Below are 13,425 nucleotides of genomic sequence, written 5' to 3'. Positions count from 1 at the left end.
CGCTACTTCGTCAGGGCGCCGACGACGGAGTCGATGTACGCCTCCATCGACCCGGGACCACCGAACATCCAGACGCCGTCGTCGAGCCGGTGCACGTCGCCGGCCTTCACGAACGGCAGGGACTTCCACACCGGGTTCTTGGCCAGCTCACCGCTGAACGGGGTGGCGCTCGGGTCGTCGTCGTTGCCGATGTAGGCGAACTGGGTGTCCTTCGGCAGCTTGGTCAGACCCTCGACGTCGGTGGTGCCGAGACCGTAGGCCTCGTCGCCCTTCACCGTCCAGGCGTTCTTCAGACCGATCGCCTCGTTGACCTCGCCGATGAGCGAGGTCGCGGTGTACGGGCGGATCGAGACCTGGTTGGAGGCGACGTAGCCGTCGGCGAAGGCGAAGTCCTTGCCCGCCATCCCGGCGCCGGCCAGGGCCTTCTTGCCCGCGGCGACCTTGGCCTCGAAGCCCTCGCGCAGCGACCTGGCCCGGTCCGAGCTGCCGGTGGCCTTGGCGATGAGGTCGACGTTCTCCAGCATCCGGTCGATCTGACCGGTGCCGTCGGCGGACTTCACCTCGATCACCGGGGCGACCTCGCGCAGCTGCTTCACGGCCGCCGGGGTGAGGTCCGTGGTGGCGACGATGAGGTCGGGGGCGAGGGAGGCGACGGTGTCCATGCTGGGCTCGCCGCGGGTGCCGATGTCCTTGGGCTCGTTCTTGAGGGGAACGGCGCTGTCCCAGGTGTTGTACCCCTTGACGTCCGCGACGCCGACCGGGTCGACCCCCAGCGAGACGAGGCTCTCGACGACGTTCCACTCGGTGGCGACGACCTTGGTGGCCGGTCCGTCGAGCTTCACCTCGGTGCCCTTGCCGTCCTTGAGCGTGATCGCCTCGGAGGCCTTCTTCTCCGTCTTGTCGGCGGCGGGTTCGGTGGTGCCGCAGGCGGCGAGGGTGAGCGCCGCGGCGGTGGTGACGGCCGCGGTGAGCAGGAGGCGTCTCATGAGGTGGTGCCGAGCCTTTCGGGGGTTCGTATGTGATGGCGGCCGATCGGGCGGGTGCGCAGCCGGCCGGTCAGGGGGTCGGTGTCGACGTCGATCCGGATGCCGTAGACGGCGGTCAGCCGCTCCGGTGTCAGCACCTCCTCGGGCGTGCCGTCGGCGACGATCCGGCCCGCTTCCAGGAGCGTGATCCGGTCGGCGACGGCTGCCGCCTGGTCGAGGTCGTGCAGGACGACACCGACGGCGATGCCGTGGTCGTCCGCCAAGTCGCGTATGAGGTCGAGGAGTTCGACCTGGTAGCGCAGGTCTAGATAGGTCGTGGGTTCGTCCAGGAGCAGTACGCCGGTCTCCTGGGCGAGGCAGCTCGCGAGCCACACCCGCTGCAACTGCCCGCCGGAGAGGTGGTCGGCGCCGCGGTCGGCGAGGCCGTCGACGCCGGTGAGCGCGAGCGCCCGGTCGACGGCGGCCGGGCCGTCCGGGTCGGGCCGCCCCCAGCGGCCCCGGTACGGATAGCGGCCGAACTCGACGACGTCCCGCACGGTCAGCCCGCCGGGCGTGGGACGACCCTGCGTCAGCAGGGCGACGTACCGGGAGAACTCACGGGACGTCAGCGCCAGTCCGTCGGTGCTGCCGTCCAGGCTGAGCACGGCACTGCGGGCCCGCTGCAGCCGGGCGACGGTCCGCAGCAGCGTCGACTTCCCACTGCCGTTGGGGCCCACCAGGACGGTCACTTCGCCGGGCTTGAGCCTGACCGCGGCGTCGTGCACGACATCGACACCGTCGTACGCGACGGTCACGCCCGTTGCCGACAGCTCATGACCGCGCAGGCGCGGGGTACCGGCTGCGTCTTCACCAGTTCTCACGCAGTGAAGGTTAGCCTAACCTAATAACTGCTGGTAGAGGCGGGGGTCACACGGACTTGGCGGCCGCTGCCCCGTCCGTCGCCCCCCGGCGGCCCGCACGGCTCAACTCGTCTGCCAGGACTGGGGTTTCCACAGTCCCGCCCGGTTCAGGGACATCGGGCAGTGGAGGTAGATCTCGTCGATCTCCAGGAGCAGCGCCAGGTCCGGACGCCTTCCGTCCCGTGTCATCGCGTCGAAGAACGGCGCCTCGGTGAGGACGCGGGCCCGGCCGTTGACCCGGAGCACCTGCTTGCCGCCGGGGATCAGGTACAGCAGGCCGGCGTGCGGATTGTCGAGGATGTTGTGGAAGCTGTCCCCGCGCCGGTTGCCCGGGCGGTCCGGCAGGGCGAGCGTCCTGGAGTCCAGGACGTGGGTGAAGCCGGGGGTGTCGCCGCGCGGCGACACGTCGCAGTTGCCGCCCGCGTCACAGGTCGCCAGGAGGCAGAAGGGAGAGCGGGCCAGGATGTCCCGGTCCTCGTCCGTGAGCCGGTCGTGCACCTTGTCGACGACGACGGGCCAGGGTTCGCCCAGCAGCTCGCGCAGCTCCTCCCGTGAGCCGAGTTCGACCCAGCCCTCTTCGGTGACGGTCTCCGGCCGGTCTCCGGTCGTGTCGGTCGTGTGCGGCAAGGCCGGCTCCCAAGTGTGCTCGCGGAACCACCGGACGGGTTGCTTCCGGAGGTTGTTGCACACGAAACATTATCTGATCTTAGGTTCGCCTTACCTAATGCCTGTGGAGGGCCCGCGGGCTGCCCGTCGTTGCCGCGCCCTCCGTCGTGTCAGGCGGCCCGTCGGGGGCATACGCGAGACACGGCGCCGCTCCGGTGCCGCCGATCCGAAGGGATGTACACCGTGCTCGCCATCATCGCGGCGGTTCTGTTCCTCATCGCCTGGCTGATCAACGCGGCCGAGGTCTCGACCAACGACGTCTTCACCTCCACCAACGTGATGCTCATCGGCCTCGCCCTGCTGGCCCTGCACGTCGCCGGGATCGGCAGCGGCTGGGCGACGCGCGGGCGCCGCCGCTGAGCCGCCGCCCCGCACCCCTGCCCACCCGTCAGGGGATACGCGCCACGCCCGCGTAGACACCGCTCTCCTCCGGCGCGGGCGGCCCCTGGCCCTCGCCGTACCACTCGGTGGCCGTGACCAGGCCGGGCGGCACCGGTTCCATACCGTCGAAGAAGCGGGCGACCTCCGCCCGGGTGCGGAAGCCGAGGCGGATGCCGCCCCTGGCGTACTGGGCGATCACCTGCTCCGCCAGCTCGGGGAAGAGGTCGATCGAGGCGTGCGACAGGACCAGGTGGCTGCCCCGGGGGAGGGTCCCGACCAGACCCCGGACGATCCCGTGGGCGTCCTGGTCGTCCGGAACGAAGTGCATGAGCGCGATCAGCGACAGCGCGATGGGCCGGTCGAAGTCAAGGATGCCGCGGGCGTGGCGCACGATGTCCTCGGGCTCGCGGACGTCGGCCTGGATGTAGTCCGTGGCCCCCTCGGGGCTGCCGGCCAGCAGGGCCTGCGCGTGCCGCAGCACGATCGGGTCGTTGTCGGCGTAGACGACCCGGGCGGTCGGCACCGTCCGCTGGACGATCTGGTGCAGGTTGGGCTCGGTCGGGATGCCCGTGCCGATGTCCAGGAACTGGTCGACGCCGCGCGCGGCGAGGTACGCCACCGCGCGGTTCATGAACGCGCGGTTCTGCCGCGCCCCGTCCCGTGCCTCGGGCGGCAGGGTCGCGCCCACCGCCTCGTCGGCCGGGTAGTTGTCCTTGCCGCCCAGCAGCCAGTCGTAGACCCGCGCGGGGTGGGCCCGGCCGGTGTCGATGTGGGGAGGCCGGGTGTGGTCCGTGGTCATGGCAGGCTCCGTGCTCCGGGAGATGACGCTCGGCCGCAGTCCCGGATCATCGTACTGCGCCGACGCCTGTCATGTGCCCGACGTGCGGCGGAAGTTGGCGGTCGACCCGGTCACTCGCCGCGGGCCGGGCCAAGGGTGCGGGGCGGACGGTAGGCCCACTCGCGGTCGGCGTCGGTGATCTCGCGCAGTACCCGGGCCGGCGTCCCGGCGACGACCGTCATCGGGGGCACGTGGGCCGTCACCACACTGCCCGCGCCGACCACCGAGCCCCGGCCGACGGTCACCCCCGCAATAATCAGCGCGCCGGCCCCGATCCACACGTCGTCCTCGATACGCACCGGTGCCGAGAACTGCGTGCCGTCCCGGCGCAGGTCCGGGTGGACGGGGTGCCCGGTGGTGCTGACGGTCACGTGCGGGGCGAACATCACCCGGTCCCCGACGAAGACCTCGACGTCGTCGACGAGGGTGAGGCCGAAGTTGGCATACACGTCGTCGCCCAGGTGCACCCGGTTGCCGTAGGCCACGTGCAGCGGTGGCTCGATCCACACTCCCGTGCCGAGCGAGGCGAGCAGCTCCTTCAGGAGAGCCCGACGGCCCTCCTCGTCCCGCGCGCCGGTCCGGTTGTAGGCGTCGGCCAGATCCTTGCCGCGCAGCCGCTCCTCCGCCAGGGCCTCCAGGCCGGGGGCGCCGTCCGAGTACAGCTCGCGCGCCGCCATTCGGCGGCGGACCTCGCGCTCACGGGGGTCGGTGGTCATGCGGTCTCCTCGGGTCCGTACGGGGCGGGCCGCCGGTCCCGGGCGCACCGTGGCCGACGGTGCGCCCGGGATGAGCGGCAAGGGGAGGGATCAGCCGGCGGACACGTCCGTCAGTGTCCAGCGCTGGTTGGTCCCGGAGTTGGGCGGCCAGGTCGTGACGGCCGCGCCCTCGTGGGTCGCCTGGCCGCCCACTTCGAGCAGGCGCCCGGTGGCCGCGTTGACCAGGGTCCAGGTGCCGTCCCCGGTGCTCGACATGAGCCACTGGGCGGCCTTGTCCCGCCCGCCCGTGTCGGGCTCGGCCACCGGGACGTCGTCGCGTACGGCGAGCCGCGTGCCGTCCTCGGGCCGGGTGAAGACGTAGCGGTCGCGGACCCCGCTGTCGTGGCGCACCTCGCTCAGGCGCCACCGCTGGGCGCGCGTGCCCTCCGCGGCGCCGAGCACCAGGTTCGTGCCGTCCGCGGCCACGGTGACGGCCTTGCCGCTCTGTACGCCGGTCAGTGTGTAGCCGTGCCCCTCGCGCGGCTCGGCGGCGTCCTTCGCGACGCCCGAGACACCCTTGATCTCGAACGAGGTGACGGACTGGGCGGGCACGGTGAAGGTGGCCGCGCGGTCGCTCACCCCGATCGGGTCCCGTCGCTCCAGCTTGCCGTCGGCGCTGGTCACGACCGGGGTGACGGTGGCCCGGCGGCTCACGTCACGGAACTTGGACAGGTCGAGGGTGACCGTGCGGGCCTCGGTGGCGCGGTTGACGTGGACGAGTGAGGCGCCCTTGCCGTCGCGGGTGACGGCGGCGGCGCTGGAGGTGTCGTCCGTCTTGATCAGCCGGTCGCCGGGCTTGATGAAGTGGGTGAAGTTGCGGGCGGTGTCGAACTTGGTGTTGGTCCGGACCGGGCAGGTCTCCAGGGTGTCCCGGGCGGTGCAGTCGAACGGGAGCTGGATGCTGCCCCAGTTGCCGCCCTTCGCGGACTCGCCGCCGGGCTTCATGTTGTCGTAGTCCTCGACGGGCTGCCAGAACACCCAGGCGCGGGGCTCCAGTTCCCGCAGGTCGTCGACGATCTGCTGGGCGAGACCGAGGCCGGGCCGCATGTCCTCGAAGTCCTGGCCGTCGCCCCAGTCACCCCCCACCTCGCTCATCCACAGGGGTTTGTCCGCGGCCTTGGCGAGGTCCCGCACGGTGGTGCGCTGCCCGGTGCCGTAGGTGTGGACGTTCATCTGGCCCACCAGAGCGCGGTCGGCCCCGGAGTAGGCGCTCCAGTTCTTGGCGAAGGTGCCGGGGTTGGTCTCGTCCATCGCCGAGATGTCCGCCTCGACCTTCGCCTTCCTCAGCGCGGGGGCGAGGGCCCGGAGTACCTTGCGCTGCAGCTCGGGGCCCATGTGGGCGCCCTCCTGCCGGCCGCCGACGGGTTCGCCGTCCGCGTTCAGCTGTGTTCCCCAGTAGGGGGTGTTGGGCTCGTTGAACGGGTCGACGGTGTCGACCTCGATGCCCTCGGCCTTCTCCAGCCTGCTGGTCGCCCCGGCGACGTAGGCGGCGAAGTCGTCGACCGACTCGGGCGCGAGCTGGTCGGCGGACGAGTCGAAGCCGCCGGAGACGTAACCGCTGACGGTCATGAACCAGGGCGGTGAGTTGCTGAACGTCTCCCAGTGGTCGATGTCGTCCTTGATGCGCTCGACCCACCAGCGCTGAGTGGCGTCGGCGTCCTCGTTCCAGTCGGCCGGGTCGTCGGCGCTCCACCAGTCGGTGTCCTCGCGCGTGGTGCCCGCGGGCGCCTTCCACCAGCCCTCGACCGCCCCGCCGGCCCGCAGGTAGTCCCGGACGTCCGGCGCGCTGCCGCCGCCGATGTTGTAGCGGGCGATGTTGAGGCCCAGTCCGTCGTCGCCGAACAGCAGGCGGGCCAGCTTCTCGCGGATCTCGGGCGGGTAGTCGCCGGTGGCGTTGGCGAACCAGACCAGGCTGGTGCCCCAGCCCTCGAACGCCTCCTGCTGGTACGAGGGGTCCGGACGCACCGTGACGGAGGCGGCGGCCGCGGCCGGCCCGGCCTGGGCCGGAACGCCGGTCAGGGCGGCGCCCGTCGCCAGGGCGGTCAGGACGGCTGCCCCTACGAGGCGTCTGCTGCGGTTACGGGGTGCCATCGTGTGCTCCCAACGGAAGGTGTGGTCGCTGCGGTGGCCCCTTCCCGCCCGCATTCGGGCAGGAGGGGACGGCCCCGGAGCGGGCCGTGCCGCTCCGGGGAGTCGTGGATGTCGCGTCGGTGTGACTCAGTCGGTGGGCGTGCGCAGGACGGCGACCCCTCGGCCCGCGAGGACGACGGCGCCCTCGTCACCGGTGTCGCCCAGCAGGACCTCTCCGGCGAGTCCGGGGACGGTGACGGCCTCGTCGGTCCGGTTGACCAGGAACAGGAAGCGTCCCCCGGGGCCACGGCGCACGGTGGACTCGACCAGCCCCCGTACACCGGCGGGCAGTTCGCTCCTCACCCCGGCCGGACCGAGGAGCCTCGGCAGCAGTGCGGCGAGCCCCTCGGCGCCGAGCCGGGTGGAGACGTAGGCGGCCGAACCGCTGCCCGCCGGACGCCGGGTGACGGCGGGACGGCCCGCCTGGGTGCCGGTGCGGTAGTGGGCCAGGACCTCCGTCTCCGGCGCGGTCACGGTGATCCGGTCGGTCCACAGGTCCCCGCTGCCCGCGCCGTCCAGCTCCACGGTCTGCCCGTCGGGCAGCGGGCCGAACTCCTCGACGCGGATGCCGAGCAGGTCCCGCAGCGCGCCCGGGTAACCGCCCAGCCAGACGTGGTCGTTCTCGTCCACGATGCCGGAGAAGTACGTGGTCACCAGGTGCCCGCCCTGCTCGGCGTAGCGCGTGAGGTCCTTTGCCAGCTCGGCCGGGACCAGGTGCAGCACCGGCGCGATCAGCACCCGGTGGCGGCTCAGGTCGGAGCCGGTGGTGACGACGTCGGCGCGGATGCCCAGGGCGAGCAGCGCCGAGTACCAGTCGAGGGCCTCCTTGTGGTAGTCGAGCAGCGAGGTGGGGTGCGAGTCCTGCTCGCTCGCCCACCGGGACTCCCAGTCGAAGAGGATGCCGACCTCGGCGGGCTCCCGCTCGCTCCCGGCGACCGGCGCGAGCGTCCTCAGCGTGTCGCCGAGCGCGACGACCGAACGGAACAGGTCGCTGTCCGCGCCCGCGTGCGGGACCATCGCCGAGTGGTACTTCTCGGCGCCGGCCGCCGACTGGCGCCATTGGAAGAAGCACACCGCGTCGGCGCCGTGCGCCACGTGCGTCAGCGAGTCCCGGGCCATCTCACCGGGCGCCTTGGCCAGGTTGACGGGCTGCCAGTTCACGGCACTGGTGGAGTGCTCCATCAGGAACCACGGCCGGCCGCCGGCGATGCCGCTGGTGAGGTTCGCCGAGAACGACAGTTCGTCGCGGGCCTGCGGGTGCGGGACGACGTAGTGGTCGTTGGCGACGAAGTCCACCTCGCCGGCCCAGTCCGCGTAGTTCATGCCCCTGGTGCCGGGCATCACCATGAAGTTGGTGGTGACGGGGACGTCGGGGGTCAGCTCCCGCAGCAGGTCGCGCTCCGCGCGCAGGTGGTCCTTGAGGGCGTCCGAGGAGAACCGCTTGAAGTCCAGCTGCTGGGTGGGGTTCGGGTGTGAGGCGGCCAGCCGGGGCGGCAGGATTTGCTCCCAGTCGCTGTAGCGCTGCGACCAGAACGCAGTGCCCCAGGCGTGGTTGAGGGCGTCCGTCGTTCCGTACCGGGCGCGCAGCCAGTCCCTGAAGGCACGGGCCGCGTCGTCGGAGTAGTCGTAGACGTTGTGGCAGCCCAGTTCGTTGTTGATGTGCCAGGCGACGAGGGCCGGGTGACCGGCGTAGCGGGTCGCCAGCCTGCGCACCAGGCGCAGGGCGTGCTCGCGGAAGACGGGCGAGGTCGGGCGCCAGTGCTGGCGCGCTCCCGGCCACAGCGTCTCGCCCCGGTCGGTGACCGGGAGGATCTCGGGGTGCGCGGTGGTCAGCCAGGGCGGCGGGGAGGCGGTGGCGGTCGCCAGGTCGACGCCGACGCCGTGCTCGTGCAGCAGGTCCATCACCTCGTCGAGCCAGGCGAAGTCCCAGGTGTCCGGGCCCGGCTGGATGCGGGCCCAGGAGAAGATGCCGAGCGAGACGATGGTGACACCGGCCTCGCGCATCAGCCGTACGTCCTCCTCCCACACCTCCCGGGGCCACTGCTCGGGGTTGTAGTCGGCGCCGAAGGCGAGGCGGGGGGCGGGCGCACCGTCCGTCCCGCGGTGCGGGCGGGAGTGGAGGGTGGAGATCATGGCGGTCCTTCCGGTGGGGGCGTGCGCTACTTCTCGACGGTGAAGCCCTGCTCCTCGCCGTACTTGACCGAGGCCTCCTGCCAGGACTTCAGGCCCTCGGCGAGCGTGGTGCCGGAGACGTAGGCCTTGCCGACGGTGTCGTTGAAGACCGAGTTCGCGTAGACCTGGTAGGGCAGGTAGGACCAGTCGTCGGGGACGTCCGCGGCCGACTCGGCGAAGATCTTGTTGGCCTTCTGGCCGCCGAAGTAGGGGAACGCGGTGTCCTGGAACTTCGTGGACTGCAGATCCGCGGTGGTCGCCGGGAAGGCGCCGTTCTTCAGCCGGGTCTGCACGCCGTCACCCGCGTTCGCGTACTCGACGAAGGCGTACGCCAGCGCCTCGTTCCTGCCCAGCTCCGGGAGCGCGAGCGCGCTGCCGCCGTTCTCGGCGCTGACCTTGCCGCCCGCCGTCCACTGGGGCATCGGGGCGACGCGCCAGTCACCGGATGCCGCCTTCGCGCCGGACTCGAGGTTGGCGGGCATCCAGGCGCCGGTCGCCAGCGTCGCTATGGTGCCGTCGCCCAGGCCCTTGTACCACTCGTCGGTCCAGGCGGGGACGGAGGCGAGGAGCTTGTCGTCGATGAGCTGCTGCCAGGTGTCCGTGAAGGTCTTGGCGCCCTGGTCGGAGAAGTCGATCCGCACCTTGGTGCCGTCGACCGTGTAGGGGTGCGAACCGGCCTGCCAGAGCATGCTGGTGGCGAAGCCGGCGTCGCCGTTGTCGGCGGTGATGTACGCCTTCGGGTCGGCCTTGTGCAGGTCGCGGGCGGCGTCCAGGTACTCGGCCCAGGTGGTGGGCACCTCGATGTGGTACTTGTCGAAGACCTTCTTGTTGTAGAACAGCGCCATCGGACCGGAGTCCATGGGCAGCGCGTAGACGCCGTCCGAACCGGCCTTCACCCCGTTCCACGGACCGGGGGAGAACTGGGCGGAGAGCTTGTCGGCGCCGAAGGACTTGAGGTCGGTGAGCTGCTCGGTCAGGGCGAACTGGCCCATCGCGTAGTACTCGATCTGGGCGACGTCCGGGACGCCCTTCTTCGCCGAGATGGCGTTCTGCAGCGCCGTGTACTGGTCCTTGTTGGTCCCGGCGTTGACGAGGTTCACCTTGACGCCCGGGTGCGCCTTCTCGAAGTCGGTGGCGACCTGCTTGAGGGTGGGCTCCCACGCCCAGACCGTGATGGTGCCGCCCTTCTTCAGGGCTGCCTGGACATCCGCCTCGGAGACCGCCTTCTGGCTCGACCCCCCGTCGTCGGAGTCGCCGCAGGCACTCGCCCCCAGGGCGAGGGCGCAGACGAGGACCGTGCCGCGCAGGAGGCGGCGCGAGTGCTTGGTCAGGTGTGTGGGCATGGGTGTGCTTCCACTTCTTTGTGGCCGGAACCGGCACCTTCGAGGGCCGGCGGGGTTGTCGGTGGTGGGCGGGAGAGGGAGGGCTATTCCTTGACGCTTCCGGCGGCGAGACCGGACTGCCAGTACTTCTGGAGCAGGAGGAACGCGGCGATCAGCGGCAGGATGGTCAGGAGCGACCCGGTGACGACGAGGTTGAAGACGGGCTCGCCGCCCGCGGTCGCGGCCTGCTGGTTCCAGCTGTTGAGCCCCAGGGTCAGCGGGTACCAGTCGGGGTCCTTGAGCATGACCAGCGGCAGGAAGTAGTTGTTCCAGGTCGCCACCATGCTGAACAGCAGGACGGTGACGATGCCGGGCGCCAGCAGCGGCAGGGCGACCCGGAAGAAGGTGCGCACCTCGCCCGCCCCGTCGATGCGGGCGGCCTCCATCAGTTCGGCCGGGATGGCCTCGGTGGCGAACACCCACATCAGATAGAGGCCGAACGGCGAGATCAGGGACGGGATGATCACCGCCCAGGGGGTGTTGGTGAGCCCCATCTCGCTGAACATCAGGAAGGTCGGCACCGCGAGCGCCGTCCCCGGCACCGCCACCGCGCCGATGACGACGGCGAAGACGGCACGCCGGCCGGGGAAGGTGAACTTGGCGAGCGCGTAGCCGCCGAGCACGGCGAGGAAGGTGGCGCCGCCCGCGCCGAGGCCCACGTACAGCAGGGTGTTGAGCAGCCAGCGGGTGAAGACGCCGTCGTCGTAGGTGAACGTCTCGGTGATGTTGTCCCACAGCGCGAAGTCGCCGTCGAACCAGAGACCGGCGGAACGGGACAGGCCCTCCTGCGTCTTGGTGGCGCTGATGGCCAGCCAGACCAGCGGGACCAGGCTGTACAGCAGCACGAGTGAGGTGAGCACGGTCAGCAGCACGCTGCGCCGGGGCTTGTCGGCGGAGTGCCGGCGACGGGGCGTACGCAGTCGGGGCGCGGAGCCCGACGAGCCGGACGGCGCGGGCGCGGAACGGCCGGAAACGGTGGCGACGGGACTGGTCATCGCCGCATCACACTCCCTTGCGCATGCCGCGCAGCTGCACGGCGTAGGCGATGACCATGGTGATCAGCCCCATGACGATGGCGACCGTCGCGGAGTAGTTGTGCTGTTGCCCGTTGAAGGACAGCGCGTACGTGTAGTAGTTCGGTGTGTAGTCCGTGGTGATCGCGTTGCGCGCCAGGGGCTGCAGGATGCTGGGTTCGTTGAAGAGCTGGAAGCTGCCGATGATCGAGAAGATGGTGGCGATCACCAGGGCCCCGCGGATCGCCGGGAGTTTGATGGCGGTGATCACGCGGATCTGGCCGGCGCCGTCGATCTGGGCCGCCTCGTACAGCGAGTGGGGGACCACCCGCAGCGCCGCGTAGAAGATCAGCATGTTGTAGCCGACGAACTCCCAGGTGACGATGTTGCCGATGGAGGCCAGCACCAGGTCGGGGGAGAGCGGGTCGGGCAGCGAGACGCCGAGCGCGCCGTTGATGTCACCGACCAGGCCGAAGCGGGTGCCGTACATGAAGCCCCACATCAGGGTGGCCACCACGGCGGGCACGGCGTACGGCAGGAAGATCGAGATGCGGAAGAAGTCCCGGCCGTAGAGGCGTCCGCTGTCCAGCGCCAGGGCCACGAGCAGCGCGATGCCGAGCATGATCGGCACCTGTACGGCGAGGAAGAGCGAGACCCGGCCGAGCGAGGCCCAGAACCGGTCGTCCCCCAGCGCCTCGCCGTAGTTGTCGAGGCCGACGAAGGTGGTCCCGCCGATCAGCTGGTCGCGAAAGAGGCTGAGGTAGACCGAATACGCGATGGGCGCGAGGAACACCAGGGCGAACACGGCCACGAAGGGAGAGAGGAAGCCCCACCCCGTCCAGGAGCGGCGGTCCCGCCGCACCGGGGGTGGGGCCGGCCGCGGCTCGGCGGCGGCCGGCGGTTGCAGCGTCGTCATGTCGTCCTCGCTCGTCCACGTCCTGGAACCTGATGTTTACGTAAACATCGCGCGCCGCGAAAGGGCGTCGAGCTGTTATGTTTACGTAAACATCTGATGGCGGCATGTCTACACTGCCCCGATGACGACGGTCAAGGGTCCGTTCGCACCAGGACCCGGCAGCGACAGAGAGGCGGCTGACGGCGAGTGAGCACGGCTGAGGAAGTCCCGACGAGCGCACCCGCGCCTGCCCGGCGCGGCCGGGACCGCACGGCGTCCATGGCGGACGTCGCCCGGCTGGCGGGAGTCTCCTCGCAGACGGTCTCCCGCGTCTCCAACGGCTACGCGGGCGTGACCGAGGAGACCCGCCAACAGGTGCTGGCGGCCATGAAGGAGCTGGGCTACCGGCCCAACAGCGCCGCCCGGGCCCTCAAGCGCGGCGAGTTCCGCACCATCGGCGTCATCACCTTCACGCTGGCCACCACGGGCAACGTGCGCACCTTGGAGGCCATCGCGGTCTCCGCGGCGAGCGAGGGGTACGCGGTGACGCTGCTGCCGGTCGCCGTCCCCACCCAGGACGAGGTGCGCGGCGCCTTCTCGCGCCTGGAGGAACTGGCCGTCGACGCCGTCATCGTCATCATGGAGGTCCACCTCCTGGACGCGGCGTCCCTCACCCTGCCGCCGCACGTCCAGGTCGTCGTGGTCGACTCCGACGCCGGCGACACCTACACGGTCGTGGACACCGACCAGGCCGGCGGCAGCCGAGCCGCCGTGCGCCACCTGCTGGACCTCGGGCACGACACGGTGTGGCACCTGGGCGGCCCCGAGGGGTCCTTCGCCGCCCAGCGCCGCACCGACGCCTGGCGGCGGACGCTCACCGAGGCGGGCCGCACCCCGCCGCCGCTCGTCCGGGGCGACTGGTCGGCGGAGTCCGGTTACCGGGCGGGCCTGGAGCTCGCCGGCCGCGAGGAGTGCACCGCCGTCTTCGCGGCCAACGACCAGATGGCCCTCGGCCTGCTGCGCGCCCTGCACGAACGCGGCCGGCGCGTGCCCGAGGACGTCAGCGTCATCGGCTTCGACGACATCGCCGAGGCCGGTTCCTTCCTGCCCCCGCTGACCACCGTCCACCAGGACTTCGCCGAGGTCGGCCGGCTGTGCGTGCGGGCCGTGCTGCGCAAGATGCGCGCGGCCGGTCCGGAGCGGGGCACGACACTGGTGCCGACCCGGCTGGTGACCCGCGCGAGCACGGCCCCGCCGCCCGCGTAGGGGCTCGGCGCGGGAGCGGACGAAGGGGACGGACGGCCGGTT

12 protein-coding genes are annotated in these 13,425 nt (G+C 71.2%); 2 read left to right on the top strand and 10 right to left on the bottom strand.

Annotated elements, in window-relative coordinates; genetic code table 11:
* Positions 1–2 precede the first annotated feature (2 nt).
* The 3 genes from cdtB to ACZ6IM_RS18280 all read right to left on the bottom strand — a co-directional run bounded on the left by cdtB (position 3) and on the right by ACZ6IM_RS18280 (position 2,512).
* Positions 3–986 carry a siderophore ABC transporter substrate-binding protein CdtB gene (cdtB, locus tag ACZ6IM_RS18290; RefSeq protein ID WP_469557531.1) on the bottom strand — a complete coding sequence of 328 codons (984 nt, stop codon included), beginning with the start codon at positions 984–986 and terminating at the stop codon, positions 3–5.
* Positions 983–1,846 carry a siderophore ABC transporter ATP-binding protein CdtA gene (gene cdtA, locus ACZ6IM_RS18285; RefSeq protein ID WP_469557529.1) on the bottom strand — a complete coding sequence of 288 codons (864 nt, stop codon included), beginning with the start codon at positions 1,844–1,846 and terminating at the stop codon, positions 983–985. The genes cdtB and cdtA overlap by 4 nt, the downstream gene beginning before the upstream one ends.
* Positions 1,847–1,948: 102 nt before the next feature.
* Positions 1,949–2,512, bottom strand: coding sequence for an MSMEG_1061 family FMN-dependent PPOX-type flavoprotein (locus tag ACZ6IM_RS18280; RefSeq protein ID WP_469557527.1), 564 nt, complete (start codon positions 2,510–2,512; stop codon positions 1,949–1,951).
* 213 nt (positions 2,513–2,725) lie between these two features.
* On the opposite strand from ACZ6IM_RS18280, the gene ACZ6IM_RS18275 reads away from it, so the two are divergent.
* Positions 2,726–2,911 (top strand): hypothetical protein, encoded by a 186-nt coding sequence (locus ACZ6IM_RS18275; protein ID WP_052840374.1) that lies wholly within the window; start codon positions 2,726–2,728, stop codon positions 2,909–2,911.
* A 28-nt stretch (positions 2,912–2,939) separates the two neighbouring features.
* On the opposite strand, the gene ACZ6IM_RS18270 is transcribed toward ACZ6IM_RS18275, so the two are convergent.
* From ACZ6IM_RS18270 to ACZ6IM_RS18240, 7 genes are all read right to left on the bottom strand, one after another.
* On the bottom strand, positions 2,940–3,731 hold the full coding sequence (locus ACZ6IM_RS18270) for an SAM-dependent methyltransferase (protein ID WP_469557524.1): 792 nt from the start codon (positions 3,729–3,731) through the stop codon (positions 2,940–2,942).
* Between the two features lie 110 nt (positions 3,732–3,841).
* Positions 3,842–4,486: a sugar O-acetyltransferase gene (locus ACZ6IM_RS18265; protein ID WP_469557523.1), complete on the bottom strand. Its 645-nt coding sequence runs from the start codon at positions 4,484–4,486 to the stop codon at positions 3,842–3,844.
* A gap of 90 nt (positions 4,487–4,576) precedes the next feature.
* Complete coding sequence (locus ACZ6IM_RS18260; protein WP_469557521.1) at positions 4,577–6,616, bottom strand: RICIN domain-containing protein; 2,040 nt, start codon at positions 6,614–6,616, stop codon at positions 4,577–4,579.
* Positions 6,617–6,742: 126 nt separating this feature from the next.
* Positions 6,743–8,788, bottom strand: a complete 2,046-nt coding sequence (locus ACZ6IM_RS18255) for a beta-galactosidase (protein ID WP_469557519.1) — start codon at positions 8,786–8,788, stop codon at positions 6,743–6,745.
* A gap of 26 nt (positions 8,789–8,814) precedes the next feature.
* On the bottom strand, positions 8,815–10,170 hold the full coding sequence (locus ACZ6IM_RS18250) for an ABC transporter substrate-binding protein (RefSeq protein WP_469557517.1): 1,356 nt from the start codon (positions 10,168–10,170) through the stop codon (positions 8,815–8,817).
* Positions 10,171–10,253: 83 nt separating this feature from the next.
* Positions 10,254–11,204, bottom strand: a complete 951-nt coding sequence (locus ACZ6IM_RS18245) for a carbohydrate ABC transporter permease (protein WP_052840368.1) — start codon at positions 11,202–11,204, stop codon at positions 10,254–10,256.
* 7 nt (positions 11,205–11,211) lie between these two features.
* A complete protein-coding gene (locus ACZ6IM_RS18240) occupies positions 11,212–12,138 on the bottom strand; it encodes a carbohydrate ABC transporter permease (protein WP_052840367.1) in 927 nt (308 codons plus the stop codon).
* A 186-nt stretch (positions 12,139–12,324) separates the two neighbouring features.
* Here ACZ6IM_RS18240 and ACZ6IM_RS18235 point away from each other — a divergent pair, with 186 nt between their 5' ends.
* The gene (locus tag ACZ6IM_RS18235; RefSeq protein WP_469557515.1) at positions 12,325–13,383 is read left to right on the top strand and encodes a LacI family DNA-binding transcriptional regulator; all 1,059 of its coding nucleotides are present in this window, start codon (positions 12,325–12,327) and stop codon (positions 13,381–13,383) included.
* Positions 13,384–13,425: the final 42 nt, after the last annotated feature.

It is taken from the genome of Streptomyces sp. NPDC042336, from assembly GCF_055581985.1.
Note: the sequence above shows the minus strand (reverse complement) of the source record. Positions and strands in the feature narration are given on the sequence as shown.

Bases quoted from the DNA above. Each gene is read 5' to 3' on its own strand.
- cdtB (WP_469557531.1), bottom strand. From the start codon at position 986: ATGAGACGCCTCCTGCTCACCGCGGCCGTCACCACCGCCGCGGCGCTC.
- ACZ6IM_RS18275 (WP_052840374.1), top strand. From the start codon at position 2,726: ATGTACACCGTGCTCGCCATCATCGCGGCGGTTCTGTTCCTCATCGCC.
- ACZ6IM_RS18270 (WP_469557524.1), bottom strand. From the start codon at position 3,731: ATGACCACGGACCACACCCGGCCTCCCCACATCGACACCGGCCGGGCC.
- ACZ6IM_RS18265 (WP_469557523.1), bottom strand. From the start codon at position 4,486: ATGACCACCGACCCCCGTGAGCGCGAGGTCCGCCGCCGAATGGCGGCG.
- ACZ6IM_RS18260 (WP_469557521.1), bottom strand. From the start codon at position 6,616: ATGGCACCCCGTAACCGCAGCAGACGCCTCGTAGGGGCAGCCGTCCTG.
- ACZ6IM_RS18255 (WP_469557519.1), bottom strand. From the start codon at position 8,788: ATGATCTCCACCCTCCACTCCCGCCCGCACCGCGGGACGGACGGTGCG.
- ACZ6IM_RS18250 (WP_469557517.1), bottom strand. From the start codon at position 10,170: ATGCCCACACACCTGACCAAGCACTCGCGCCGCCTCCTGCGCGGCACG.
- ACZ6IM_RS18245 (WP_052840368.1), bottom strand. From the start codon at position 11,204: ATGACCAGTCCCGTCGCCACCGTTTCCGGCCGTTCCGCGCCCGCGCCG.
- ACZ6IM_RS18240 (WP_052840367.1), bottom strand. From the start codon at position 12,138: ATGACGACGCTGCAACCGCCGGCCGCCGCCGAGCCGCGGCCGGCCCCA.